The 26,035-nt window shown below is 73.8% G+C and carries 15 protein-coding genes, 1 tRNA gene and 2 pseudogenes; 9 read left to right on the plus strand and 9 right to left on the minus strand.

The annotated features are described in order from the left end of the window. Window positions 1–110: 110 nt before the first annotated feature. Window positions 111–186: transfer RNA gene (locus OG432_RS22535), tRNA-Arg, on the minus strand. A 365-nt stretch (window positions 187–551) separates the two neighbouring features. On the opposite strand from OG432_RS22535, the gene OG432_RS22540 reads away from it, so the two are divergent. The 8 genes and pseudogenes from OG432_RS22540 (at window position 552) to OG432_RS22575 (ending at window position 10,385) form a co-directional block, all read left to right on the plus strand. Beyond that, the gene (locus OG432_RS22540) at window positions 552–2,156 is read left to right on the plus strand and encodes a dynamin family protein (RefSeq protein WP_328315200.1); all 1,605 of its coding nucleotides are present in this window, start codon (window positions 552–554) and stop codon (window positions 2,154–2,156) included. Further along, window positions 2,153–3,868, plus strand: coding sequence for a GTPase (locus OG432_RS22545; protein ID WP_328312765.1), 1,716 nt, complete (start codon window positions 2,153–2,155; stop codon window positions 3,866–3,868). Before OG432_RS22540 ends, OG432_RS22545 begins: the two co-directional genes overlap by 4 nt. Window positions 3,869–4,092: 224 nt before the next feature. Continuing rightward, window positions 4,093–4,482: pseudogene (locus OG432_RS22550) on the plus strand (single-stranded DNA-binding protein); the annotation flags it as partial. A gap of 531 nt (window positions 4,483–5,013) precedes the next feature. Further along, window positions 5,014–6,420: a thioester domain-containing protein gene (locus OG432_RS22555; protein ID WP_328312766.1), complete on the plus strand. Its 1,407-nt coding sequence runs from the start codon at window positions 5,014–5,016 to the stop codon at window positions 6,418–6,420. Window positions 6,421–6,721: 301 nt separating this feature from the next. After that, complete coding sequence (gene ettA / locus OG432_RS22560; RefSeq protein ID WP_328312767.1) at window positions 6,722–8,386, plus strand: energy-dependent translational throttle protein EttA; 1,665 nt, start codon at window positions 6,722–6,724, stop codon at window positions 8,384–8,386. A 5-nt stretch (window positions 8,387–8,391) separates the two neighbouring features. Next, window positions 8,392–8,814: pseudogene (locus OG432_RS22565) on the plus strand (acyl-CoA thioesterase); the annotation flags it as partial. A gap of 116 nt (window positions 8,815–8,930) precedes the next feature. Then, window positions 8,931–9,623 (plus strand): hypothetical protein, encoded by a 693-nt coding sequence (locus OG432_RS22570; protein ID WP_328312769.1) that lies wholly within the window; start codon window positions 8,931–8,933, stop codon window positions 9,621–9,623. 405 nt (window positions 9,624–10,028) lie between these two features. Then, window positions 10,029–10,385, plus strand: a complete 357-nt coding sequence (locus OG432_RS22575; RefSeq protein ID WP_443058597.1) for a VOC family protein — start codon at window positions 10,029–10,031, stop codon at window positions 10,383–10,385. An 82-nt stretch (window positions 10,386–10,467) separates the two neighbouring features. Here OG432_RS22575 and OG432_RS22580 read toward each other — a convergent pair whose 3' ends face one another. From OG432_RS22580 to OG432_RS22595, 4 genes are all read right to left on the minus strand, one after another. After that, window positions 10,468–11,406, minus strand: coding sequence for an ABC transporter ATP-binding protein (locus OG432_RS22580; RefSeq protein WP_328312770.1), 939 nt, complete (start codon window positions 11,404–11,406; stop codon window positions 10,468–10,470). Then, on the minus strand, window positions 11,403–14,111 hold the full coding sequence (locus OG432_RS22585; RefSeq protein WP_328312771.1) for an ABC transporter permease: 2,709 nt from the start codon (window positions 14,109–14,111) through the stop codon (window positions 11,403–11,405). Before OG432_RS22585 ends, OG432_RS22580 begins: the two co-directional genes overlap by 4 nt. A 1-nt stretch (window position 14,112) precedes the next feature. After that, window positions 14,113–17,394, minus strand: a complete 3,282-nt coding sequence (locus OG432_RS22590; RefSeq protein WP_328312772.1) for an ABC transporter permease — start codon at window positions 17,392–17,394, stop codon at window positions 14,113–14,115. Window positions 17,395–17,611: 217 nt separating this feature from the next. Continuing rightward, window positions 17,612–18,016, minus strand: a complete 405-nt coding sequence (locus tag OG432_RS22595) for a globin (RefSeq protein ID WP_267053162.1) — start codon at window positions 18,014–18,016, stop codon at window positions 17,612–17,614. Between the two features lie 185 nt (window positions 18,017–18,201). Between OG432_RS22595 and OG432_RS22600 the strand changes: the two genes are divergently transcribed. Then, on the plus strand, window positions 18,202–19,176 hold the full coding sequence (locus tag OG432_RS22600; protein ID WP_328312773.1) for a methyltransferase domain-containing protein: 975 nt from the start codon (window positions 18,202–18,204) through the stop codon (window positions 19,174–19,176). Here the strand turns inward: OG432_RS22600 and OG432_RS22605 are convergent. The 4 genes from OG432_RS22605 to OG432_RS22620 all read right to left on the minus strand — a co-directional run bounded on the left by OG432_RS22605 (window position 19,157) and on the right by OG432_RS22620 (window position 26,001). Further along, the gene (locus OG432_RS22605) at window positions 19,157–20,572 is read right to left on the minus strand and encodes an FHA domain-containing protein (protein WP_328312774.1); all 1,416 of its coding nucleotides are present in this window, start codon (window positions 20,570–20,572) and stop codon (window positions 19,157–19,159) included. The two genes, OG432_RS22600 and OG432_RS22605, sit on opposite strands and share 20 nt — an antisense overlap. 150 nt (window positions 20,573–20,722) lie before the next feature. Next, window positions 20,723–22,081, minus strand: a complete 1,359-nt coding sequence (locus tag OG432_RS22610; RefSeq protein WP_328312775.1) for a vWA domain-containing protein — start codon at window positions 22,079–22,081, stop codon at window positions 20,723–20,725. 102 nt (window positions 22,082–22,183) lie between these two features. Beyond that, window positions 22,184–23,440, minus strand: a complete 1,257-nt coding sequence (locus tag OG432_RS22615; protein ID WP_443058434.1) for a protein phosphatase 2C domain-containing protein — start codon at window positions 23,438–23,440, stop codon at window positions 22,184–22,186. After that, a complete protein-coding gene (locus OG432_RS22620) occupies window positions 23,437–26,001 on the minus strand; it encodes a serine/threonine-protein kinase (RefSeq protein ID WP_328315202.1) in 2,565 nt (854 codons plus the stop codon). The genes OG432_RS22615 and OG432_RS22620 overlap by 4 nt, the downstream gene beginning before the upstream one ends. Window positions 26,002–26,035 lie beyond the last annotated feature (34 nt).

Consider the following 26,035-nt stretch of genomic DNA (forward strand, 5'->3'; position numbering starts at 1 on the left):
CCTCTCGCGGGGCGGGTCCGCCGCGCACGCCTTCGCCACCGCCGGCCCCGCACGGTGCTCTGACCAGCAAAAAGGCCCTCCCGAAGGAGGGCCGTACTGCTGTGGCGCGGTGGCGCCCCCGGCAGGACTCGAACCTGCGGCCAAGCGCTTAGAAGGCGCCTGCTCTATCCACTGAGCTACGGGGGCCGGATGGGGCCTCGGTGGCCTGGAGCCCCGGGCGGGCAGGGGTGCGGGTCCGGGGCTGGTCCCGGGCCGGTGACCTTGCCGGGGACAAGGATAGGGCTCCTGTCACCTCGTCCCGGTTGCTTCACCTGCGTGGCACGATGTGGAGGTTCGGTGAAGCGAACCGATAATCGCAGGCGGGTGCGAATCACGCAGCGCTTTTGACGCTCGCGGCGCAGGGTGTTGTGCACTCGTTATGCCTGCGTCCCACTCATCCCATGTGTCGTGTGTGTCCGTTCGGCGCGTCCCGGTGGCCTACGGACGCGCGCGAAAGTAGCCATACGCTTCAAAAAGCCGCCAAAATTGGGCATTCTTCCCATGTGGTGACCTTGGACGTACGGCCTCAGCTCATCGACGCACTCTCCGCCCTGCGCGACAGTGTCGCCGCCGTGCGCCTCCCGCTGCCCCTGCCGGGGGCCCCGCGCGCCCGGCAGACCCGCAGCGAGCTGCTCGCACAGCTCGACGACTATCTGCTGCCACGACTGCGCGACCCCGAAGCCCCGCTGCTCGCGGTCATCGGCGGCTCCACCGGCGCCGGAAAGTCCACCCTCGTCAACTCCCTTGTGGGAAGGCGGGTCAGCCAGGCCGGGGTGCTGCGGCCCACCACCCGTACGCCAGTGCTCGTCTGCCACCCCGACGACAAGGACTGGTTCGCCGGGGTGCGCGTGCTCCCCGGCCTGACCCGCGTATGGCTGCCCCAACAGCACGACGACGCCGAGACCGACGACCTGCCCTGCGGGGACGACGACGAATCGGTCCGCGTGGAGACCGCCAGCACGCTGCCGCGCGGGCTCGCCCTGCTCGACGCCCCGGACATCGACTCCCTCGTCGTGAGCAACCGCATCCTGGCCGCCGAACTCATCTGCGCCGCCGACGTCTGGATCATGGTCACCACCGCGTCCCGGTACGCCGACGCCGTCCCCTGGCACCTGCTGCGTACCGCGAAGGACTACGACGCCACCCTCGTCACCGTGCTCGACCGGGTGCCCCACCAGGTGCTCGCCGAAGTGTCCCGGCAGTACGGGGCCCTGCTCACCCGCGCCGGACTCGGCGACGTGCCCCGGTTCACCGTGCCCGAACTGCCCGAGTCCGCCGGCGCCTCGCACGGGCTGCTGCCCTCCACCGCCGTCGCGGCGCTGCGCACCTGGCTCACCCACCGCAGCCAGGACCCCGCGGCCCGCCAGCAGGCCGTGGCCCGCACCGCGTCGGGCGCCATCGAGTCGCTCAACGCCCGGATGCCGGAACTGGCTTCGGCGGTCGCCGCCCAGTACGCCGCCGCCGTACGCCTCACCGGCGCCGTCGAGGACGCGTACGCCAAGGAGGGCGCCCGGGTGCGGCGCAGGCTCCAGGCCGGTGAGGTGCTCGCCGGGGACGCGCTGACCCGCTGGCGCGCCCACCCCGGCGGCGCCACCTCCGCCGAACTGCTCGACGCGCTCGTGGACAGCCTCGCCGAACTCCTGCGCTGCGCGGCCGCCGCCGCCGACGAGCGGGTCAGGGAGGCGTGGGCGCGCGAACCGGCGGCGGCCCGCTTCGCCGACGGCGTGCGCCACCAGGATCCCGAGGACCGGATCGGGCTCGCCGTGCGGCGCTGGCGGCGGGTCCTCGAAGAACTGGCCGAGGACGAAGTACGGGAAATGGAACGCTCGGTGGCGCCCGACCCCGAGACCGTCGCCGCGCTGCTCGCCGCCGCCCTGCTCGGCGGACGCCGGGCGCGCCGGGCCGGCGAGCGGCTCGCCGAGCGGATCGGCGCCCACGGCGCGCTGCGCCTGCGGGACAAGGGCGCCGAACTCGTCGCCACCTACATCGACCAGGTGCTCGGCGCCGAACGCGAACGGCGGCTCGCGCCGCTGGACGCCCTGGAGGTGACGCCCGAGCCGCAGGCCGGGCTGATCGCCGCACTGTCCGTAGTGCAGAAGGAGAGGAAAGCGGCATGACGCAGGAGGCCGAGGACCGCTGGGCCGACGGGCTGATCGCGCGGCGCGCCGCCGAGCCCGGCGAGATGACGACCGCCCTCGAAGAAGGCCGGGAGGAGCCGCAGGACGCCGCCTTCGAACCCATCGGCGGCCCGTACGTCGGCGCGGTGCGCGGACGGCTCGACGCGCTGCGCGAACTGGTCGGCCTCTCCCGTACGCGCCTCGACGCGCAGGCGCTCGCCGAGGCCGGGCGGGTGCTCGACGAGGCGTCCGCGCGCCAGCGCCTGTCCGCGCGGCACACCGTCGTCGCCGTCGCGGGCGCCACCGGAAGCGGCAAGTCCACCCTCTTCAACGCCCTTGCCCGAAGCCAGATCTCGGACACCGGGCTGCGCCGCCCGACCACCGGCGCACCCATCGCGTGCAGTTGGACCGACGGCGCCGCCGGGCTGCTCGACCGGCTCGGCATCCCCGGCCGGCTGCGCCGCCGTCCCTTCGACAGCGGGGGCGGCGACCTGGAGGGCCTGGTCCTGGTCGACCTGCCCGACCTGGACTCGGCGGTCGTCACGCACCGCGAGGCCGCCGATCGCGTACTCGCCCTCGTCGACGCGATCGTGTGGGTCGTGGACCCGGAGAAGTACGCCGACGCGGTCCTCCACGAGCGGTATCTGCGCCCCCTGGCCGGCCACGCCGAAGTCAGCTTCGTCGTCCTGAACCAGGTGGACCGGCTGCCCGGCGACGCCGCCGACCAGGTGCTCGACGACCTGCGCCGGCTGCTCGACGAGGACGGCATGGCGCTCGGCGAACACGGCGACCCGGGCGCGTCGGTGATCGCGCTGTCCGCGCTGACCGGCCAGGGCGTCGGCGAACTGCGCGAACAGCTCGGCCGTTTCGTGCAGGAGCGCGGCGCGGCGGCCCGCAGGCTCGCCGCCGACGTGGACGCGGCCGCCGTCGAACTGCGCCCGCTGTACGTCGCCGACGGCAGGCCCGGTCTCGGCGAGCGGGCCCGCGGGGAGTTCGCGGACCGTCTCGCCGCGGCGGTCGGCGCCACCGCGGCGGGCGAGGCCGCCGAGCGCGAGTGGCGGCGCAACGCCCAGCGCGCGTGCGGCACTCCGTGGCTGCGGCTGTGGCGCTGGTACGACCGGATCCGCGTCCCGGCCATCCAGCGGCCGCGCTCCGACGCCGCGGTCGAGGAGCACGTCACCGCCCGCCAGCGGGTCGAGCAGGCGGTCCGTACGGTCGCGGACCACGCCACCGCGGGACTTCCCGCGCCCTGGGCGCAGGCGGTCCGGGAGGCGGCGGTACGGGGCGCCGACGGGCTGCCCGAGGCGCTCGACGAACTCGCGGTACGGGAGGAACTCGAACGCGGCACTTCGCCGCGCCCGCCCTGGTGGCCGGCGGCCGTGCTGGCCCAGATGGCCATGACGGCCATTCAGATCGTCGGCGGGTTGTGGCTGCTCGGCCAGATCGTGGGCTTTCTCCAGCCCGGCCTCGTCGTGCCCGCGCTCGTGATGCTCGGCGGCGTGGTGGGCGGGCCGCTGGTGGAGTGGGCGTGCGCGGTGGCGGCGCGAGGACCGGGCCGGCGCTACGGCCAGGAGGCCGAACGCAGGCTGCGGGAGGCCGCGGCGGCCTGTGGACGGGCCAAGGTCCTCGACCCGCTCGCCGCCGAACTGCTGCGCTACCAGGAGGTGCGGGAGCAGTACGCGGCGGTGGTGGGGGCGGGAGCGCGGCGGTGAGCGACGCCGCGGGGTGATGGGCGCCGCTGGGCGACGGGCCCGCTGGGTGATGGGCCCCGCTGGGGTGAGCGGGTTTTCCACAACCCGGCGGTCGTCCACAGGCCTCAGCACGGACTCCCCGTCCGGTCCAGCATGGAGATCGACAGCGCAAGGGTTCGATCGACGGCTGGACCGGGCGGGGCTTTTCTCTGCCCGCGGATACGGGAAACACGGGGGTAGTGGCAGTGAACGAGACGATGGTGACCTTGGTCGGGAACGCGGCCACGCAGGTGGAGTGGCGGGACTCGGCGACGGGCGGCACGGCGAGGTTCCGACTCGCGGTGACCGCGCGCCGCTTCGACCGGGAGAAGCGGACGTGGGTAGACGGGGCGACCAGTTTCTACACGGTGTGGGCGGCGCGGGCGCTCGGGAAGAACCTGACGGGCTCGGTCGCGATCGGCGAACCGGTGCTGGTGCACGGGCGATTGAAGGTGCGCGACGAGGAGCGTCAGGACGGGTCGCGCCGGCTCTCGGCGGACGTCGACGCGGTGGCGATCGGACACGACATCTCGCGGGGCACGAGCGCGTTCCGTCGGGTGTTCAAGGGTGAGGCGACCCCTGCCGAACGGGCCGAACGGGCCGAACGGGCCGAACGGGCCGAACGGATCGAACGGGCCGAACGGATCGAACGGGCCAACGGGGCTGAACAAGGAGTAATCCAGCGGCAAGTGAGCGGCGGCGGTGACCCTGCGAGGTCGGTCAACGGGGGTGCGGCGGTGGTATGGGAGGTTCCGGCCACGGTTCCGGATTCGATTCCGGCCACAGTCCCGGACGTGACCCCGGACGCGTCCCCGGACGCGGCGTCGATCGGCGGCTGGACGGCCGCACTTGGGGATCGGCGGGGGTCGAGCGAGGGATGATGCCCCGAAACTCCCCATCTGTGACGGGGATTTGTCGATACAGCGGGTTGGCACACGTGTTCCGCGATAACGATTGCGAATCGGAATGGTTATCTGATGTCATCACCGTGAAACGGCGCCTTCCGGATCCCTAGGATTCCCGCGTACTCACGGGGCACTTGAGTCTGCCGGCGAGGCACTTCCCCCACGCGCACCTTTCGTGCACGCGCACCACATGCGAAAGCGCCTCGCCCGAAGGGGAATTCTGTGTTTTCAGCCGTTCACGGGCCTTCCGCCCGCAAGCGGGGTGCGCTGCGCCTCGCCACCGTCACAGCCGTATCGGGTCTCGTCGCGGTCGGCGCGATAGCCGGTGCGGGCACGTCCTTCGCGGACGACAAGCCCGCCGCCACGTCGTCGGGCGCGCACGCCACGCTGGTGGACGCCAGTGTCGCCGTGGGTGCCACGGTCGTCGTCAATGACCATGGCCATGTAACGACCCCCAAGGGTGGGCTCTTCAAGCTCAAGGTCGACGGCACGGGCGTCATCCAGACGTACTGCATCGACCTGAGGCACGGCACGGTGAGCAACTCCACCTACAAGGAAGTGACCTGGGCGGAGTCCTCGCTGGCGGGCAAGGCCGAGGCGGCCGGGAAGATCAACTGGATCCTCCAGCACTCCTACCCGGCGAAGGCCCCGAGCGACCTCGGCGACGGACTCACTCCTGAGACGGCCGCCGCCGCGACCCAGGCCGCGATCTGGACGCTCTCCGACAACGTCAAGGCCATGCCCGAGGACGAGGCCGCGGCGAAGCTGACGAAGAAGCTGCTCAAGGAAGCGACCAACGCCAAGGAGCCCAAGGCTTCCCTGGCCTTCGACAAGGACGCGGTCTCCGGCATCGCCGGCAACGAGGTCGGACCTCTCACGGTCCACACCAACGCCACCACCTCCAAGGTGGCCCTGGCCCTCGCCCCGGGCGCACCGGCCGGCGTGCAGCTCACCGACAAGAGCGGCAAGGTCATCACCTCCGCCACGGACGGCACCCAGGTCTACTTCAAGGTGCCCAAGGGCACCCCGGACGGCTCCGTCAAGGTGACCGCGACCACGCAGACCCAGGTTCCGCTCGGCCGCGCCTTCATCAGCGACGGCAAGCTCCTGAGCCAGACCTTCATCCTCGCCGGCACCAGCGACGTGTCGGTGACCGCGGTCGCCACGGCCAAGTGGGGCACCGCTCCGGCGGTCACCGTCAAGAACGACTGCGCCAAGGGCGGCCTGGACATCGCCGTCAGCAACAAGAGCGGCAAGCCGTTCGACGTCGTCGTGTCCGGCAAGAACCTGGGTACGGTCCCCGCGGACACCTCCAAGTCGTTCTTCCTGCCTCTCGCCGAGGACTCGACCTACGCCTTCGACCTCGCCGGCCAGCACTTCTCCGGCGTCCTGGACTGCAAGACGGCCGGCACCGGCACGCCGACGCCCGCCCCGTCCACCCCGTCCTCGAAGCCCAGCCCCGCCACGGCCGGCGGCAGCTCGGCCGGCACCACCACCGGTGGCACCAACCTGGCCGAGACCGGCAGCTCCAGCTCCACCCCGGTGATCGCCGGCGCGGCTGTCGCGCTGGTCCTCGCCGGCGGCGGCGCGGTGTTCTTCCTCCGCAAGAAGAAGACGGCCGGCCAGTAGGCACGCACAGCAGTAGGCACACAGCCGTAGGCGCACGACGGTGAGCACACAGCAGTGGGCTCGCCCGAGCGCCCGGTGACGGGCAACGGCCCCGGTACGCCATCGCGTACCGGGGCCGTTCGCCGTTCACCGACGGCCCGGGGCCGCGCCGGTCGGCGACAGCATGTGACCGTCCGGCTACCCGATGCCGCGCGAACCGCCAGGTCGCGGGGGCGGGGGCGGAACCCGTTTCCCCCGGGGGGTGGCCGTCAGGCAAGATGGGGTGTATCTGCCCACACATCGATCTGCCGGACGGTTTCTCTTGGCTGAGTTCATCTACACCATGCGCAAGACGCGCAAGGCGCACGGCGACAAGGTGATCCTTGACGACGTCACGCTGAGCTTCCTGCCCGGCGCGAAGATCGGTGTGGTCGGCCCGAACGGTGCCGGTAAGTCCACCGTTCTCAAGATCATGGCGGGCCTTGAGCAGCCCTCCAACGGCGACGCCTTCCTGTCGCCCGGGTACAGCGTCGGCATCCTCATGCAGGAGCCCCAGCTCGACGAGTCCAAGACCGTCCTGGAGAACGTCCAGGACGGCGCGGCCGAGATCATGGGCAAGCTCAAGCGCTTCAACGAGGTCGCCGAGCTCATGGCGACGGACTACTCCGACGCGCTGCTCGAAGAGATGGGCAAGCTCCAGGAGGACCTGGACCACGCCAACGCCTGGGACCTCGACGCCCAGCTCGAGCAGGCCATGGACGCCCTGGGCTGCCCGCCCGGCGACTGGCCCGTCGTCAACCTCTCCGGTGGCGAGAAGCGCCGCGTGGCGCTCTGCAAGCTGCTCATCGAGGCCCCGGACCTGCTCCTCCTCGACGAGCCCACCAACCACCTCGACGCCGAGTCGGTGAACTGGCTGGAGCAGCACCTCTCGAAGTACGCGGGCTGCGTCATCGCCGTGACCCACGACCGGTACTTCCTGAACAACGTCGCCGAGTGGATCCTCGAACTCGACCGCGGCCGCGCGATCGCCTACGAGGGCAACTACTCCACCTACCTCGACAAGAAGTCGGCCCGCCTCAAGGTCGAGGGCCGCAAGGACGAGAAGCGTCAGAAGCGGCTCAAGGAAGAGCTGGAGTGGGTGCGGTCCAACGCCAAGGGGCGCCAGACCAAGTCCAAGGCGCGCCTCGCCCGTTACGAGGAGATGGCCGCCGAAGCCGACAAGATGCGGAAGCTGGACTTCGAGGAGATCCAGATCCCGCCGGGCCCGCGTCTGGGCTCGATCGTCGTCGAGGTCAACAACCTCTCGAAGGCGTTCGGCGACAAGGTCCTCATCGACGACCTGAGCTTCACGCTGCCGCGCAACGGCATCGTCGGCATCATCGGCCCCAACGGTGCCGGCAAGACCACCCTGTTCAAGATGATCCAGGGTCTTGAGACGCCGGACAACGGCTCCATCAAGATCGGCGAGACCGTCAAGATCAGCTACGTCGACCAGAGCCGCGCCAACATCGACCCCAAGAAGACGCTGTGGGCCGTCGTCTCCGACGAGCTCGACTACATCAACGTCGGCCAGGTCGAGATGCCGTCGCGCGCCTATGTCAGCGCCTTCGGCTTCAAGGGCCCGGACCAGCAGAAGCCCGCGGGCGTGCTGTCCGGCGGTGAGCGCAACCGCCTCAACCTGGCGCTCACGCTCAAGGAGGGCGGCAACCTGCTGCTCCTCGACGAGCCCACCAACGACCTCGACGTCGAGACGCTGTCCTCCCTGGAGAACGCGCTCCTGGAGTTCCCCGGTGCCGCCGTCGTGATCTCCCACGACCGCTGGTTCCTGGACCGAGTGGCCACACACATCCTCGCCTACGAGGGCGAGTCCAAGTGGTACTGGTTCGAGGGCAACTTCGAGTCGTACGAGAAGAACAAGATCGAGCGCCTCGGTGCGGACGCGGCCCGCCCGCACCGTGCCACGTACAAGAAGCTCACGCGAGGCTGAGTCCAGTGAGCCGTCATATCTACCGCTGCCCGCTGCGCTGGTCGGACATGGATGCCTTCGGGCACGTCAACAACGTGGTCTTCGTCCGGTACTTGGAGGAAGCCCGCATCGACTTCATGTTCCGGTTGGCGCCGGGTGACGGGTCGCCGTCGTTCCAGGGCGGGTCCGTCGTGGCCCGGCACGAGATCGACTACAAGCGGCCCCTGGTCCATCGGCACGAGCCGGTGATCATCGAGTCGTGGGTGACGAAGATCGGTGCGGCGTCCCTGACCATCGCGTACGAGATCAAGGAGCCCGAGGAGGGCGGACAGGTGTATGTCACCGCGTCCACCGTCGTCGTGCCCTTCGATCTCGCGGCGGGCCGGCCGCGACGGATCACCGCCGAGGAGAAGGCCTTCCTGAAGAAGTACTTGGACGACGGTTCGGCCGTCGATGGTTCGGCCGCCGACGGGTCGGCCGTCGGTGGTTCGGGCGTCGGTGGTTCGGGCGCCAACGCCTCGGCCGCCAATGCCTCCGCCGACGGCGGGCAGGAGCGGGCCGCGGCATGAACGCCGTGCTCCGGTTCGACGACGCGAGGGAGGTGGCGGATCTCGCCGCCTTCCTCGGCCGCCTGATCCACTACGACCGTGCCGCCGCGGTACGCCTCCAGGCGGGCGGCGGGGCGCTGGCCGTGTTCGGCCGGCCGCCGTCCTTCGAGGTGCTCGCGATCCGCACGGCGCGTCTCGGCGGCGACGCGGTCGCCCTCGACGTGACCGTCTCCGCCGGGGAACTCCTGGAATCCCTGGACGAGCCGGCGTGCACGGCGGGCGTTCCCTCCGCCGTCACCGGGCCCCCGTGGGCCGGGCTGCTGCCGCCGCGCGGTGGCTGGCAGCCAGTGCCGGGGCTGCCGGAGCCGGAACGGATGCGGGGCGCGGTCGCGGCCGCCGTCGCCGAATTCCGGGCCAGGGACGCGGCGTTGCCCGAGGAGCGGCGTACCAGCGCCGAGCGTGAGCTGATCGGGCGCGACATCTGGTCCCGGACGCTCGGCTCGACCGAGCTTCCGCTGCGGGCCGTGCATGCGGCCCAGTCCCTGGGGTTCCTGCGGCCCGTCCGGGCGCTCGCCTCGGCCGGCGCGCCGGCCGCCCCCGAACCGGCCGCCCTCTTCGCCTCCGGCCCGTGGCTGCGCCTGCGCACCCCGTACGGTTCCATCGCCCTGCGCCGGGCGGGGCTCGGTGCGCTGAGCGTGACGCCGACGTAGCGCCTTCGGGTGCGGGCGGGTGGGGGCGGGTGGGGGCTGATCGCGCGGTTCCCCGCGCCCCTCGAAACCCCGGTCATCTGCGGACCGTGCCCGCTTCTCGCGCGGTTCCCCGCGCCCCTTGGAACCCCGCCTTCGTCCGCGGACCGTGGGCGGTTGCTCGCGCGGTTCCCCGCGCCCCTCAACCCGTTTTCGTCCGTCCACCGTGCGTGGCTGGGCGCGCGGTTCCCCGCGCCCCTTGTAGGGGACCCGGTGTCGAGCCCCGCGCCCGCCCGGGGGCCGCCCCTTTTCCGTCCGTCGCGTCCGGCGTCCGGACCGCCGGCCGGCCGGCGGCGGGCCGCATCCAGGGTGTGCGTGCGAAGATCCACCGATCGGCCTGGAGGTGCCGTGCCTGCCGTGCCCTCGCGGATGACATTGCGTGCCATCACTCTCGACTGCCCGGATCCGCCGGCTCTGGCGGCGTTCTATCAGCAGGCCACCGGCCTGGAGCCGCATCCGGCGTCCGATGCCGAATTCGCCGGTCTCACCTGTGAGGACGGGCTCTTCATCGGCTTCCAACGGGTCGACGACTACCGGGCTCCGCGCTGGCCCGAACAGTCCGTCCCGCAGCAGTTCCACTTCGACTTCGCGGTCGACGACCTGGACGAGGCCGAGGCCAGGCTCCTTGAGCTGGGCGCGGGCAAACCGGACCACCAGCCGAACGAGGGCAGATGGCGCGTCCTGACCGACCCGGCGGGGCATCCCTTCTGCCTGGTCAGGGGCTGACCACCCCAACGGGCCGCTCCAGTAGCCCGCTTCAGCTGGCCGCCCCAACCGGGCGCCCCAACTCCCTTCCCCGCAGAGGGAGTCAACGCTCGTCCGGCCGCACCTGGATGTGGTCCGTCTCCAGCTCAAGGGCCACCCGGTGTTCCATGTTCAGGGCGCGCGTGTACTCCGCCGGGAGTTGCAGGCGGCCCGCCCGGTCGAGCATCGCGTATTCGCGGGCCACCAGGGATTCCTCGCCCGTCAACTCGTCGATGTGGGTGCGGCGCAGCACCTCCGTCGAGGTGCGGCCGTCGCGGATGGCCACGGTGCGGCGGACCTCGCTCGCCACCGCCTGGTCATGGGTGACGATCACGATCGTCGTGCCCAGTTCCTCGTTGGCCCTGCGGAACGCCGCGAAGATCTGCTCGCCGGTCGCCGAGTCGAGTTCGCCCGTCGGCTCGTCGGCCAGCAGGACCGAGGGGCTGTTGGCGAGGGCCACCGCGATCGCGACGCGCTGTTGCTCGCCGCCCGACATCTGGTGGGGCCTTCGGTCGCGGCAGTGGGCGACCTCCAGCATGGTCAGGAGCGCGTCGGCCCGCTCGGCCTTCTTCCGCTTGGCGAGCTTGCCGCGCAACTGCATCGGCAGCGCCACGTTCTGCACCGCCGTGAGGTACGGCAGCAGGTTGCGGGCGGTCTGCTGCCATACGAAGCCCACCACGTCTCGGCGGTAGCCGAGCCGGGCCCGCGCGTCCATGGCGAGCAGGTCGCGGCCCGCCACCCTGGCCGCTCCGGCCGTCGGCACGTCGAGGCCCGCCAGGATGTTCATCAGCGTCGACTTGCCGCTGCCCGACGCACCGACCAGAGCCATCAACTCGCCCTCGGTCACCAGGAGATCGAGCCCCTGGAGGGCTTGCACCTCCACGCCGTCGGTGGTGAAGACGCGTACCAGCCGGTCGCAGGCGATCAGCGCGTCGTGGCCGTAGGCGGGCCGGTCGCGGTGGGCCGTCGCCCGGCGCTCCAGGTCTTCGAGCGATGTGGTCATCGAGCGTCTCCTGCCCTGAGTTCGGTGATGGATCCACGGCGGCCGCTCCACCAGGCCTGCGCCGCCGCGACGCCCGTCGCGAGGAGCAGCACGCACACGGCGGGCAGCACCAGCGACACCGGGTCCGCGCGCAGCTCGGAGCCGACCGGCGCCAGACCGCTCGACGTGGCCAGGGCCAGGCCGGCCAGGTCGATGCCCGGGGCGAGCAGCGCGATCGACGCCCAGCCGGTGAGGGCGCCGCCCGCCGCCGCGAGGAAGGCCGACGGCAGCGATTCGAGGACGAGGAGCGTACGGCCCTGGCGGCGCGTGAGGCCCATGGTGCGTAGCCGCGCGAGCAGCGCGGAGCGTTCGGGGGCGCCGCGCAGCAGCGCGAGGAGCAGCGCGAGCGCGGCGTAGCCCGCGCCCGCCGCGACGGCCGCGCCGTAGATGCGCCCCGCACCCGTCTGGAGCGGGGAGTCGGTGAATTCCCGGCGTGCCTCGGACCGCAGCCGCGCGACCGCATGGCTGCCCGCGACGGTCTCGCGCAGCGCCTTGGCGTCGATGGAGCCGCCGCCGACGAGGAGCGAGGTGGGGGCCTGCGGGCCGAGGGGGGTCCGGTCGATCAGGAGGTAGTCGATGCCCGGTGCGGCCGCCGACACGTCCTGGGCCGCGCTCACGCGGACCGTCACGTCACGGCCGGCGACCCGCAGTTTCACCGGCCTCTCGCCGAGGCGCCCGGCGACGGAGGGCGAAGCGAGGGCGGGCAGGACGGCCGCCCCCGGGGTCGCCTTGAGCCGGGCCGCGTCGACACCGAGCGCGGTGCCGGAGGTCAGTCGGGCGTAGGAGTCGGGGTCCACCGCGGCGACCGCCACCTTGTCGCCGCCGGGCAGCGCGACCTCGTACTCGGTGTGCACCGGCGACACGCCCCGGACGCCCGGGACGCGCGCCACCCGGCCCGCCAGGTCCTTGGGCAGGGTCACGGCGTCGACGCGGGCGTCGGCGCCCGTCGCGTAGAGCGCGGCCCGGTCGCGCGCGTCGGCCGTGCCGGCCAGGACCGAGCCGCCGAACGCGGCCGTGGAGAGCGCCGTGAGGAGGGCGAGCAGCGGCAGCGCGCCGCCGCCGGAGGCGCGCCCGGCGCGGGCGAGGGAGAGGAAGCCGACGACGCCGCGCAGCCGGGCCGCGGGCCGGGCCGCCCAGCGCAGCGGCAGCGGATGGAGCCGGATCAGGACCAGCGCGGCGATCACCCCGACGAGTACCGGAGCCGCACTGATGAGCCCGTCGGCCGCGCCCGCCGTGGTGCCGCGGCGGCGCAGCGCGAACACCGCGCCCACCGCGAGCACGAGCAGCGTCAGCTCGGCCACCGTGCGCCGCGCGGAGGGCTTCTCCCTGACCAGGTCGGTGCGTTCGGCGGCCGAGCGGACCGAGCGGTGGGCCGCCGCCGCGCGCAGTGGCAGGGCGAGACAGCCGAGCACCGCGACCCCGCAGGCCGCGGCGAGCGCGGGGCCGAGCCGGCCGTTCGGCACGACGAGCACGGCGAGGAGCAGGCCGATTCCCGCGGCGGGGATCACCACGACCGCGCTCTCCGCGAGCAGCCGCCCGGCGATCTGGCGCAGCGAGCCGCCGCGGGCGCGCAGCAGGGCGAGTTCGGCGGCGCGGCGGGCCGCGGCGAGTCCGCCCGCCATCAACAGCACCACCGCCGCGACGGTCGCGGTGCCGAATCCGGCCACCGCGACGACCGGACCGATCGAGTCGCGCATCGAGCCGTAGGCGGCGAGCACGTGGTCTAGCTCGGTGTAGACACTGGTGGAGAGCGCGAAGCGGGTACGGATCGACGACAGCGCGGGGCCGGCCTGAAGGCTCGCCACCGCGCCCTTCAGATCGTCCAGCCGGCGGGAGCTCAACTCGCCTGGTTTCGGAATGACTTGGGCGTACATCTCGGGTTTGCCGTTGGTGGCGAGCAGGATCGGCGCGGCGTCCGGCGCGAGCAGCAGACCGCCGTGCCAGAACTGCGGGGGGTCGCCACCGGAGGACGGGACGGGCTCCAGCTGGGGCGTGCGCAGGAACGGCTGGACGGACCAGTAGCCGGCCTGCGGCAGCAGCGGTTCCACGATGCCGGTCACCGTCAGGGCCAGCGGCGGGCGGCCGATTCCTTCGACGTGCAGCACCGAACCCGCCCTGATGCGCAGGGTCGCCGCGGTGGCCGCGGTGACGGCGACCTCGGCCGCGGCGGACTTCTGGCCGGCCCGCCCGGTGGGCAGCCGGCCCGTCACCAGCCGCGCGTGGCCCGCGAGGTCGGCCTGGGCGGCCACGGTGAACCGCGGCGCGAGCCCGCTGGGCCGGGGCAGATACGGCTCGTCGGACTCCAGGTTCTGGATGGTGCGCAGCCCGTACGCCGACTGGGAGAGGTCGGCGGCCAGCGGCGCCGGCACGTTCTGGACGACCGCGTCGAAGTGCTGCTTCAGCTCGGCCGGCGAGACCATCGCGGCCCGCCGGTCGTCGGACTCGGCGAGCCCCGGCGCGCCCGCGGTGAACTGGAGGGCGGTGCGGGCCGGCGAGGCCGTCGCCACGGCCCGGCGCAGACCGTCGTCCTCGTACGTGTCGACGCCGCGCGGGTAGGCGGCGGACAGCCACGCCGTCATCAGGACCAGGAGGGCGAGGGCGGCCGCGGCGCCCGGGGCGGTCCGCAGGCGGGTGCGCACCCAGGGTGCGACGGCCTTGCCGGTCATGTCAGTTGCCCCCCTGGACGCGGAGTGTGACGGCGGGGTCGGCGCGCCGCAGCGCGATCGCCGCGACGATCAGGACCGGCACCGCGGCGACGCCGGCGAGCAGCAGCGCCACCTGGCCCGCGGGGAGTTCCACGACGACGCCCGGCACCGGCTGGGCGGCCTGATCGGTCAGGACGATCAGCGGCACCACGGCCCGGGTGAGGACTTCGCCCAGGACGAGCCCGGCCAGGAGCGCTATCGCGATGAGGACGCCCTGTTCGGCGGCGATCAGCCGGGCGAGCTGGCGGCGCGGGGTGCCGAGTGCGCGCAGCACGCCGAACTCCTGGCCCCGTTCGCGCAGCGATCCGGCCGCGCTCACCGAGAAGCCGACCGCCGCGAGCGCCGCCGCCACGAGCGACACGGCGGCGAGCGCCGACTGCGGGCCCGCACCCAGCGGGTCGTCGCGCAGTTGGCGTGCGATGTCCGTGCGGGACACGATCTGCGCCGGGTCGGTGTCGGGGCGCGCCTTGAGCGCGGCCGCGGCCTCGGCCGCGCGGCCGGGCGCGGTGGTCAGCCACCACTCGGTGGCGAGGAGCCCGGAGGCCGCGTCGGTGTGCTGGAGCACCTGGTTGGCGGCCCGCAGGTCGAGCAGGAGGCCGCCACCGTCGGGGGCGGCGGTGGAGGTGGCGGCGGTGGAGGTGGCGGCGACCGGGGCCGCGCCGACCGTGCCGCTGCCGGTGGTGGGCAGCCGCTCGACGCGGGCCACGACCTCGACCTTCACGTTCCGGCCCGCGAGCGACACGTCGATGGTCTGGCCGACCTTGCTGCCGCTGGACGCCAGGAACCGGTCGTCGGCCACGGCGGCGGGCACCGGCGGCGCGGCCCGCGACGCGACGAGGCGGAGCGTGCGGACGGTGGGCTGGGGGCTGACGGTCGCCCAGGACGGCGCGGCGTCCTGGTCCTCGCTGCCCGCGGTCCAGCGGGCGGCGGGCGGCACGGCGACCGTACGGTCCGCGTCGCCGGCGCCGCGGGCGTGCAGACCGTCCAGGGCGATCCCGTGCGGCCCGTCCGCGCCGGGCGGCACCTGGAGGACGACGTCGAGGCCGGTCAGGAGCAGGGGCCCCGCGGGGTGTCCGGCGGGCCGGCCCGCGAAGGCGGACAGGTCGAGGTCGAGGCCGTGGGCCCGGCCGTCCGCGGGCAGCGGGCCGAGGCCGAACTGGTACCGCATCCCGTAGCGGTCCTCAAGGGTCGCCGTGACCGTGCCGGGCGGCGTGCCGGACGACGTGTCGCCGGTCAGCCGCGCGTCGAGGCGGATCCGCTCGGTGTCCACGGGGAAGGCGGCGCCCGGCGGGGCGTCCCGCTTCGGGGGGAGGAGGGCGAGCAGGTCGTGGCCCGAGCGGCCCGCGAGGTCCGGGCGCAGCAGGAAGCCGGCGGCGTCCCGGGTGTCGAGGGCGAGCACGGTGGCCGAGCGCCCGCCGCTCAGCGGCACCGACTCGCGGGCGGCGGGCGCGACGGCGGTGACGCCGGGGACCGTGTCGTAGGAGCCGGCCTGGCCGAAGGGGCTGATGGAGGAGCCGAACACCCGGATGTCGGTGCCCGCCCGGAAGTCGGCCTGGTCGCTCTGCGAACGGTTCCAGGTGGCCGACTGCCCGAGGGTGAGCAGGCCCATCGCGACCGCGAGGATCAGGAGGAGCACCGGTCCCGCGCCGCGCAGCGGGCGGCGGCTGAACTGCCAGCCCGCCAGCGCCATGGGCAGCCCGCGCCCGCCCGCGGCCCGCCGTTCGGCGAGCCGGGCCGCGGGCGGCAGCAGCCGCAGGACCAGGACGGTCCCGGCGAGCAGGGCCAGCGCGGGCGCCGCCACGAGCAGCGGATCGATGCCGAGGCCCCCCGCCGCGTCGGTGCTGATCGCGCCGGAGCCGGCGCCGGAATCCGGCCCGGAGGTCTGCCGGTCGAGCTGCCAGTAGGCGACCCCCGCGATCACGAGCAGCCCGATGTCGGCGCCGGCGCGGACCGGCGCGGGCAGCGCACCGGCCCGGCCGCCGCGGCGCAGGGGTCCCGCCGAGAGCGCGGGGGCCACCACCGCGGCCGCGCAGCCGAGCGCGACGAGCACGGCGACCAGCCACACCGTGGCGGTGACCGAGGTGTCCAGGTGCAGGCCGGCCCGCGCGAGCGCGCCCCGGCCGGCGAGCAGCCGGGTCAGCGGGCCCGCGAGCAGCGGGGCGACCAGCGCGGCCGGCACCGCGAGCAGCAGCGCCTCGACGGCGGCGAGCCAGGTGATCTGACGCCGCGATCCGCCGCGGGCGCGCAGGAGTTCGGTCTCGCCGGCGCGCTCGCTGCTCAGCAGCCGGGCGACCAGGAGCAGCGCGTACCCGGCGAGCAGCACCAGTTGGAGCGCCACGATCAGCAGGGTGGAGCGGGACACCAGCAGGGAGCGGTCCGCCTGGTCGAGGAGAGCCGGGAGCGACGTCTCCGCGGTGGCGCCGGTCCCGAACACGGGTTGTTTCACCAGGGACTTGGGTCCCTCGGTGGCGGCCGTCCGGAGCTTCGCGATCCGGCCGACGGTGATCGTGGAGAAGTCGGCGGAGGCCAGCCAGGCGCTCGGTCCCGCGCTGACCCGGCCGCCGTCGAGCACCGAGGAGTCGGCGAGCAGCGGCCCGTACGTCGTGAAGTCGAGCTTGCGCACGCCGCGGCCGCCGAGATCGTCGAGGCGCCAGTACGCGTCGGACACGTCGATCGCCCGGTAGACGCCGGTGATCCGCACGGTGACGCCCGGTCCGCCGAGCCGGTCGGTGAGGGCGAGCGTGGCGCCGGGGCGAAGGGAGAGCCGTCCGGCCGCGGATTCGGGCAGCGCCACCGGGATCTCGGCCCCGCGCCCGGCGTCCGGCGCGGCGGGCCAGCTGCCCGCGGTGAGACGGACCCGCGAGCGGTCGATCGCGGCGAGCAGGGTCAGGTCGGGGTTGCCCGCACGGGCGTACGCGGACTGCACCGAGCGCGGCAGGGCGTAGGGCCCGGATTGCGCCAACTCCCTTGTGGTGACGGGCAGTCCGTCGAAGACGGCGCGGGCGCCGGTGCGTACCGCGTCCGTCGCGGCCCTCCGCTGCTCCGGCTCGGCCTCGGACCGGACGACCAGGGCGGCCGGCGCGGCGCCGCGGGTGGCGAGCGTGTGGCGCAGCGCCGCGTCCGAGACCGATCCGGAGAACGAGGTCAGCGCCGCCAGGACCGAGGTCGTGAGCAGCACGGCGAGCAGCGCCGCCATGAGCAGCAAGCGGTGTGCGCGGACGCGCAGAAAGACAAACCCCGGCACACGGCCCCCCTCGGCCTTTTTGGGCATCCCCCCGGAATGTGTCCAGATGCTTTCAGGGGGCGCGGGGTCGTGGAAACCGCTTACAAGGCGTTCCTGCCCGATCGTGATCGGAATGCGACCACGGATGACCGAGTTCCGGTCGGAAGGGCAATCTTCGTGCGTGCTTTCGGGCAGCCGGGGCCTCGACCATGGCGGGCCCGGCCCCGGGAGGCGACCGTCAGCCCTCGGAGTTGACCATCGAAGCGGCCGCGTACGTCAGGTAGTTCCAGAGCGTCTGCTCGTGCTCGGGAGAGAGTCCCAGCTCGTCGACGGCCGTACGCATGTGACGCAGCCAGGCGTCGTGCGCGGCCCGGTCGACCGTGAACGGCGCGTGCCGCATCCGCAGGCGCGGGTGCCCCCGGCCGTCGCTGTAGGTGCGCGGGCCGCCCCAGTACTGCATCAGGAACAGGGCGAGCCGCTCCTCGGCGGGGCCCAGGTCCTCCTCCGGATACATCGGGCGCAGCAGCGGGTCGTCGGCGACGCCCCGGTAGAAGAGGTGGACGAGCCGCCGGAAGGTCGCCTCGCCGCCGACCTGCTCGTAGAAGGTCTGCTCCTGGAGCGTGCCGCGCGGAATCTCGGTCACGTTGAACACCCTCGCAATGTCATTCGGGCCTGCCCCGGGACGCGGCCCGGGGTCCAGGGGCCGTCCCCCGGTGAATGCAGCACCCTTCCATGGTCTCAGACCGGCCGGCCGAGGACCGGGGGCGTAGGACCGCTCGCCCCGCGGGCTCCCGCGCCGCACAGTGGAACCATGAGCACAGTGGAACCATGAGCGCGGACCTGGCACTGCGGCGGGCCCTGGTGCGGGAGATCGCGGCCGGCGGCGCACTCGCCGACCCGGCGCTGCGGGACGCCTTCGAGGACGTGCCGCGCCACCTGTTCGTGCCGTACTACTACGAGGGCGCGCCCGGCGGCCACATACGGCTGTGGGGCGAGGACCCCGACCCCGCCCGGCGCGCCCACTGGCTGACCGGGGCCTACGCGGACGCCCCGCTGGGCACCCGGATGCGCGACGGCGACCTGGTCTCCTCCAGCAGCCAGCCCTCCCTGATGGCCCGCATGCTGGAGGCCCTGGCGCTCAGGGACGGCGACCGGGTCCTGGAGATCGGCGCGGGCACCGGATACAACGCGGCGCTCCTGTGCCACCGTCTCGGCGACGCGAACGTGACCACCGTCGATCTGGAACCCGAGATCACCGAGGCCGCGCGGGCGCATCTGGCCGCCGCGGGACACCGGCCCGCCGTGATCACGGGGGACGGGGCGCGCGGCGCTCCCGCGCGCGCACCCTTCGACAAGATCGTGGCGACCTGCACGGTGGGCTCGGTGCCCCACGACTGGGTCGCGCAGTGCCGGCCCGACGCGCTCATCCTGACCCCGCTCGCGACCGGCCTCATCCGGCTGCGCGTGACGCGTCCGGGCCGCGCCGAGGGGCGCTTCCTGCACACCCCGGCCTACTTCGTGCCGTTGCGCGGCAGCGGCACGGGCGCCCTGCCGGGGCCGCCCGCGGAGGGGCCGGCCCGCGAGGCCGGGACGAACGAGCTGTTCCGCTTCCTGCTGCAGCTGACGGCGGGCGGCCTCGACCCGTACGAGGCGTACGAGCTGTGGCACCGCGAGGAGCGGCCGCGGCGCGAGCGGTTCGGGGTGACGGTCGAGGACGGCGCCCAGTGGGCGTGGCTCGACGATCCGCAGGGGCCGCACACCTGGCCCCTGCGGGGGGCGCCGTTCAGCCCCGGCGCACCGTGATCGTCGTCCAGGCACCCACGTGCACCCGGTCGCCGTCCTGGAGCGGCACCGGCACATAGGGCTGGATCGGCTCGCCGGCGCCGTTGACCGTGGTGCCGTTGGTCGAGTTCTGGTCGACCACCGCCCACGTGCCGTCCGGCTGCTGCACCAGCACCGCGTGCTGGTGCGAGACGCCCGGGTCCTCGGGCGGCACCGACAGATCGATGTCGGGCGCCTCGCCGGTGGAGTGGCGGCGGCGGCCGATGGTGATCTGGTTGCCGGACAGCGGGCGCTGCTGCTCGGGCGAGTACGCCGGCAGGTTGAGCCCGGCCGCCTCGGGGCCGCTGCGCTGCATCATCGCCAGGAAGTAGTCCCGGTCGGGGCCGACCGTGATGGACCACCCGGCCGGGGCGGGCGGCGGCACGGCCTGCGGCCAGTCGTCCCCACCCCGCTCCGGAGCGTGCTGAGGCGCCTGCTGAGCCTGAGGAGGAGCCTGCGGAGCCGCCTGCTGAGCCTGAGGAGGCGCCTGCGGGGCCGCCTGCGGGGCCGGCTGAGGCGTGGCCTGCGGCCAGTCGTCGCCCGCGCGCTCGGGCGTGGCCTGAGGCGTGGCCTGCGGCCAGTCGTCGTCGCCGCGCTCGGGGGTGGGCCGCGGCCAGTCGTCACCCCGGTCGGGGCCCGGCTGCTGCCGGGAGCCCGGCACGGCCGAGGAGGGCGGCGGCAGCATCCAGTCGTCGTCGCCCTGGGGCTGCGGCGCCTGCGGCTCCCGCACCCGCGGCGGCGCGGGCGGTCCCTGCTGCTGGAAGGCCGGCGGCGGCGGAGGGCCGCCCTGCGGGCCGCCGAAGGGCTGCTGGGGCGGGCCGCCCTGGGGCCCGCCGAACGGCTGCGGCGGCGCGGGCGGCTGCTGCTGGAACGCGTTCGGCGGCAGTTGCTGCCCGCCGTGCTGGGAGGGCTCGGCGGCCAGCGGCTCGGCGGGCCGGTTCACCTGGGAGGGCCGCGAGCGCTGGTACTCGTACGGGTCGCGCGGCGTGGGCGGCGGGCCCTGCTGGAAGGCCGGAGGCAGGTTCAGACCGGGGCCGGGGCCGGGACCGGGGCCCGGCGCGGGGCCGGGGCCGCCGGTGGGACCGGGGCCGGGGCCGGGCGGCGGCATGGGCTGCTGCGGCGCGAGCGGGGTGTACGAGGTCGCCGTGTTGGTGAGGAAGTTCCACCGGCACTCCTCGCAGAAGGGCGCGCCGGCCTCGCGCGGCGTGCGGCACTGCGGGCAGAGCTCGGCCTGCGCGGTGGCGTTCGGGTCGCCGGGACCCGGGTAGCCGTACGCGGGCGGCGGCGGGGGAGGCGGCGGCACGGCGCCCATGCGATGGCCGCAGATCTCGCACCAGTCGTCGGAACCCGACTGATGTCCGTTCGGGCAGGTCGGCATGGAGTCGCTTCCCCCTCTCCTCGTCCGGCCCGGTGGGCCGCGGCATTTCGGTGGTTCTCGGTACGGGCGGCCGACTGCCGGTAGCCGGCTGCCGGCCGCGAACAGGCTGGTGACCAGCCACGTCACTGGCTACTGCTTGTTCACTTCTGGCTACTTCTTGACGCGAACGGTCTTGGTGGAGCGCGTTTCGAGTGTCATCTCGTCCGCTTCCGCGACCTTCGCCTTCAGTCGCACAGTACCTGTCGCTTCGTCGACGACGTCCACCACCTTCGCGAGCAGTTTCGCAGTATCGGCGTTCCCCGAAGCCGCGGCCAGCTGCACCGCACGGCCCAGCTTCGCCGTCGCGCCGTCCACGTCGCCCGACTTGCGCGCATCGAGACCCTGTTGGATGACGTGGGCCAGTTCGGCCTGGCCCGTGTAGTGGGCGACCTGGGGGTTGATCGAGGTGGAGGCCGCCATGTCGTCGGTCCACACCGCCCGCACCAGACCCTGGGACAGCACCTGCGGAGCGCCGCCCTCGCGGTCGGGCACGATCAGCGAGACGCGGGCGGCGAGCATCTCCTGCCCGACATTGGCCTGGGGCACCTGCACGCACACGTGGTAGTCGCGCGACTCGTCGCCCCAGGAACCGGTCGGATAGTCCCCGGCTCGCGGGCCGGCCTCGGTGCGCCGGCCGGTCAACTCCGCGACGGTGGGCGCCACTTGCTTGACGAACTTGATCTCGACGCCGACCGGGGTCCACAGACGGATGGCCACGTCCGCGACCTCCTTGCCCATCGCGTTCTCCATCATCCGCGTGAAGTCCGCGGCCAGGTTGGCCGGATCGGCGACGATGTCCGCGGTGCCGAGCAGCGCGGAAGCGATCGAGGTGACCTCCTTGACCTCCCAGTCGGTCCCCACCCCGCGGGCGTCGCAGGTGAACCGTCCGGCGCACGCCTGGAGCGCGGAACGCAGGTCCTCGGGAGACTCGTGCTCGTTGCGCCCGTCGGTCAGCAGGATGCCGTGCCGGATCGGCACGTCCGCCGCCCCGAGCAGCCGGTCGGTCAGGCGCAGCCAGGTGCCGATCGCGGTGCCGCCGCCCGCGGTCAGCTTGCGCAGCGCCTCCTTGGCCTGCGCACGGGTCTGGGCGTCGGCGGTGGCGAGGCGGCCGTTGCCCGGGTAGACCTCGCGGGCGATGTGCGTGCCGGCGACCACCGCGAAGGCCACGCCGTCGCGCAGGGTGTCGATGGCGGCGGCCGTCGCGTCGCGGGCGTTGCGCATCTTGGTCGGCGGGTAGTCCATGGAACCCGAGCAGTCCACCATGATCACCACGGCCGCGGTCGGCGCCTGTCCGGGTATGTGGGCGGGCGACGCGGCGGCCGTCGTGAGGGGCGCGCCGCCCAGGGTGCCGCCGCCGGTGGACGCCACCGTGACGATCGCGTTGACCTCGCGGCCGCCCTCCGGCAGGAACTCGTTCTGGTACACCTCGACGGAGAACTGCGGCACGTTGGACTTCGAGAAGTTGGCCATCGACAAGGCTCCTTGAGGCTCCATGGACCTGACGTGAAAAGAGTTGAGGGGCGGGCGGCTGGGGCGGGCGCGGTGCCGGAGCGGCGCGCCCGGGGGCGGGGCCTACGGGTAGGCGGATCCTGCCCCCTGCTGTTCCACCGCGAACGGCACAACGGCCACTGTTACGTTGTCGTGGCCCCCGCCGTCCAGCGCGTGCCCGACCAGCACCTGCGCGCTGTGCAGCGGCCGTTCGGCGGCGTCCACCGGGATGACGCGGGCCATCTCCTCGGCGCCCTCCGCGTAGTTCCACAGGCCGTCCGTGCAGACCACCACCACGCCGGAGCGGTCCGGTTTGAAGGACGCGGTGTGCGGGTCGAGGTCGTACGCGTCGGCGCCCAGCCACCCCGTGATGGCATGGGCCCGCTCGTCGGCGTAGGCATCCGCCTCGCTCATCAGGCGGGCCGCCACCATCTGCGCCGCCCACGAGTCGTCCTCGGTGAGCCGGGCCGGGGCGGCCGTGCGGTCGTCGGGCACCCAGTACGCGCGGCTGTCGCCGACCCAGCCGACCACGAGCAGGCCGCCCACCGAGATCGCGCCCACCAGCGTGCAGGCCGGCGCGTTCTGATGCCGGTGCGCCTCGTGCGCGGGCACCTGGGCGGGCTCCGCGGCAAGGGAGTTGACCGCTTCGGCGGCGGCCAGGATCGCGTCGTGCATCGCCTGCTGCGGGTGGATGCCCTGCGGCAGGGCCACAAGGAGCGACTCGTTGGCGGCGACGGCCGCGGCCGCGGACGCCTCGTCGGGGCGGGTCGCGGACGACACCCCGTCGCAGACGATCGCCACGACGGCCGGCGAGCCGTCGGGCAGCGCGGCCGAGGACAGCGCGAAGGAGTCCTCGTTGCGGTGGTGGCGCAGCCCGCGGTCGCTGACCGCGGAGACCCCGCCGAGCTCCTGCTCCATGTGGTCGCGCTCGCGCGGCTGGGCGTGCCCGCAGTTCTCGCAGTAGCCGTCGCCGTCGACCCGGCCGGCCCGGCAGGCCACGCACACCTTCACGCCGGGCACGGGCGGCTTCGCCACATGGGTGTCCGGATCCGGCTCCGCGGCGCGCGGGTCGGGGGCCGCCAGGGGATACTCCGCCGGCTCGCCCTCCGCTCCGGGGGCGGACACCGGGTTCGGCTCGTCCGTCCTTACCGGGTAGGGGAGTTGGGGGCCGTGCGTCGCGGCGGCGGCCGGGGACGCCATCTCGATCGTCGGATGGTCGAGCGGCGGCTCGGGCACGGCCGACAGGTCGTACCCGCAGGCCCCGCAGAACAGGTCGCCCGTCTCCAGCGGCTCTTCGCAGCCGGGGCAGGCGGCAAGCTGATGCGTCTGCGACATCGTCACACCCAGGTCCGTGGGCGGAATCGGTTGGCCCGTTCCACCAGGTCGATCCTTTCCTCGCCGCGCTGTGCCAGCCGGGCGAGCATCCGGTACGAACGTTCCAGACCGAAGCGCAGGCCCCGCTCGTCGAGTTCGCTGCCGAGCAGAACGGTTTTTCGTGCCGGCCCGGCACCGGTGCTCCCCGACAGTACCCAGTCCAGGGCGGTGCCCAGGACCTCGGTCGCCAGCTGCTCGCGCCGCACCGCGTCGAGACCGAACGCGTCGAGCGCCTGGACCTGGGCCGCCGCCGCCAACAGGTCGTCGAGCAGCGGGTCCTGCGGGGACCGGCTGCGCAGCCGCGACCGGACCGCGGCGACCCGCGCCGCCGTGTAGTGGATGGAGGCCTCAGGCACGGACTCCAGCGTCCGTACGGCGCCGGTGCGGTCACCCGCGGCGAGCTGCACCCGGGCCAGGCCGAACGCGGCGCTGACATAACTGGGATCGGTCGTCCACACGAGGCGGTAGTACTCGGCGGCGTTGTCGAGCTGGCCGAGCACCTCCGCGCACACGCCGAGCGCGAGCTTGGGGGCCGGCTCGCCGGGGAACGCGTCGTAGATCGCGTCGAAGGACAGCGCCGCGTTCTCGTTGTCGCCCGCGGCGAGCGAGGCCAGGCCCCGGTACCAGACCACCCGCCAGTCGTCCGGGTAGTCGGCCTCCAGGGAATCGAGGGCCTTGCCCGCGGAGACCCGCTCGTCCATGTCGAGCCGGGCCCGCAGCTCCCGCAGCCTGCGCTCGATGGAGTGGGCCGGAGCCGAGCGCAGCGCGGTGATCAGCTCGGCGGGCGCGGCGGCCATCAGGCCCGCGAGGAACCCCGCGTTGGGGTCGCTCGGATCCACGTGCGGCACCGGCAGCGCCAGCGTGGTGCCCCGCGGGTCGAGGGGCGCCAGCAGCGGCCCCCCGGACGCGCCTCTGCCCGTGGCGCCCTCGGTGCGCGGCGCCGGAATGGCGCCCCGCGTCGCCGGATCGGGCAGGCCCGGGGTGTTCGGCGCGAGGACCGGCACCGGCGGCGCGCCCGCCGGGACGGCGGCGAGGGCCGCGGCCGGAACCGCCGCCGCCGCGAGCGCCTTGCGGGCGCGCCTGCCCACCGGGGCGACCCGCGCCCCCAGGCGCGAGACGTCACCGCTCGGCTCGGCGAACAACTTGGTGTCCGTGACGCGCAGTTCGGTGCCGAACAAGGTCGAGAGGGCGGGCCGCGGCCGGCCCGTCTGGAGCGCCACGACCTCGCGCAGCACGCCCGTCAGCTGCTCCGCCATCTCCTGCGCTGAGGCGAACCGGCGCGCCGGGTCCGGGTCGGTGGCCCGCACCAGGAACCGGTAGAACGACTCGTACGTGCGGAACACGTCGATGGTGTCGGGGTCCGGCAGGCTGTCCGCGTAGACGTTGGTGTAGCCCTGGAAGTCGAAGGTCAGCACCGCGAGCGTGCGTGCCACCGTGTACAGGTCGGAGGCGATGGACGGGCCGGCCTCGGCGACCTCGGGGGCCTGGTAGCCGACCGTGCCGTAGATCGCCGACTCGTCGTCGTCCATGCGGCGCACCGCGCCCATGTCGATCAGCTTCAGCTGGTCCTCGGTCTGGATCGCGTTGTCGACCTTGAAGTCGCAGTACAGCAGGTTGCGGCTGTGCAGGTGGCCGAGCGCCTCCAGGGCCTCGATGCCGAACGCGCACGCCTGCTCGACGGGCAGCGGGTCGCGCCGGCCGTCGGCCGTGCGCCGCTCGTTCGCTATCTCCTTGAGCGACTTTCCGCCCACGTACTCCATGACGATGTAGCCGTCGAGCGACCCGGTGCGCTGGTCGAGGTGCTCCACGAAGTTGTAGATCCGCACGATGTTGGAGTGCTCGATCTCGGCGAGGAAGCGCCGCTCGGAGATCGCCGCCGCCATCGCGTCCTGGTCGCCGGTGTCGAGCAGGCCCTTGAGGACCACCCAGCGGTCGGACACGGCGCGGTCCACGGCGAGGTAGACCCAGCCGAGCCCGCCGTGCGCGAGGCAGCCCATCACCTCGTACTGGCCGTGCACCACGTCGCCGGTGTGCAGCTTCGGCACGAAGGAGTACGGGTGGCCGCACTTGGTGCAGAAGCCCTCGGTGCGCCCGGCCCGGTCCCCGCGCGAACGGCCCACCTGAGCCCCGCAGTCCGAACGCGAACAGAACCGCTTGCGCTCGGGGACCTCGGGGTGCTCCATCACCGCGGAGCGCGGGTCGGGGCGCGGCACCCCGGGCACCGTCACCAGGCCCGCGCCGAGCCTGCTGCGCGCCGACGAACTCGCCGCCGCGCCCGAACTGCGCACCGACACCGATCGCGCGGTGGTGGTGCCGGTCAGCGACGACAGGCGCCCGGAGACCGAGCGCCGCGAGGTCGAGGACCGCGAAGACGAGCGGGCGGAGGCGCGCGAGGAGGAACGGGAGGACTGGGAGGCCGAGCGGTGGCCGCCGCCGGTGATCCCGGTCGGCGGTGACGACACCATGCCCGTGGGCGACACGACGGGAGCGAGCCCGCAGGTGTCGCAGTACAGCTCACCGCCGCCCATGTCCTCGTACGTACCGGCGCAACCGGGGCGCTGG

Origin of the sequence: Streptomyces sp. NBC_00442, assembly GCF_036014195.1 — a bacterium.
Classification (GTDB): Bacteria; Actinomycetota; Actinomycetes; order Streptomycetales; family Streptomycetaceae; genus Streptomyces.

What these genes read in the sequence shown, in the direction of transcription:
- OG432_RS22545 (WP_328312765.1), top strand. Translation starts at nt 2,153, where the DNA reads ATGACGCAGGAGGCCGAGGACCGCTGGGCCGACGGGCTGATCGCGCGG.
- OG432_RS22570 (WP_328312769.1), top strand. Translation starts at nt 8,931, where the DNA reads ATGAACGCCGTGCTCCGGTTCGACGACGCGAGGGAGGTGGCGGATCTC.
- OG432_RS22575 (WP_443058597.1), top strand. Translation starts at nt 10,029, where the DNA reads ATGACATTGCGTGCCATCACTCTCGACTGCCCGGATCCGCCGGCTCTG.
- OG432_RS22580 (WP_328312770.1), bottom strand. Translation starts at nt 11,406, where the DNA reads ATGACCACATCGCTCGAAGACCTGGAGCGCCGGGCGACGGCCCACCGC.
- OG432_RS22585 (WP_328312771.1), bottom strand. Translation starts at nt 14,111, where the DNA reads ATGACCGGCAAGGCCGTCGCACCCTGGGTGCGCACCCGCCTGCGGACC.
- OG432_RS22600 (WP_328312773.1), top strand. Translation starts at nt 18,202, where the DNA reads ATGAGCGCGGACCTGGCACTGCGGCGGGCCCTGGTGCGGGAGATCGCG.
- OG432_RS22605 (WP_328312774.1), bottom strand. Translation starts at nt 20,572, where the DNA reads ATGCCGACCTGCCCGAACGGACATCAGTCGGGTTCCGACGACTGGTGC.
- OG432_RS22610 (WP_328312775.1), bottom strand. Translation starts at nt 22,081, where the DNA reads ATGGCCAACTTCTCGAAGTCCAACGTGCCGCAGTTCTCCGTCGAGGTG.
- OG432_RS22620 (WP_328315202.1), bottom strand. Translation starts at nt 26,001, where the DNA reads ATGGGCGGCGGTGAGCTGTACTGCGACACCTGCGGGCTCGCTCCCGTC.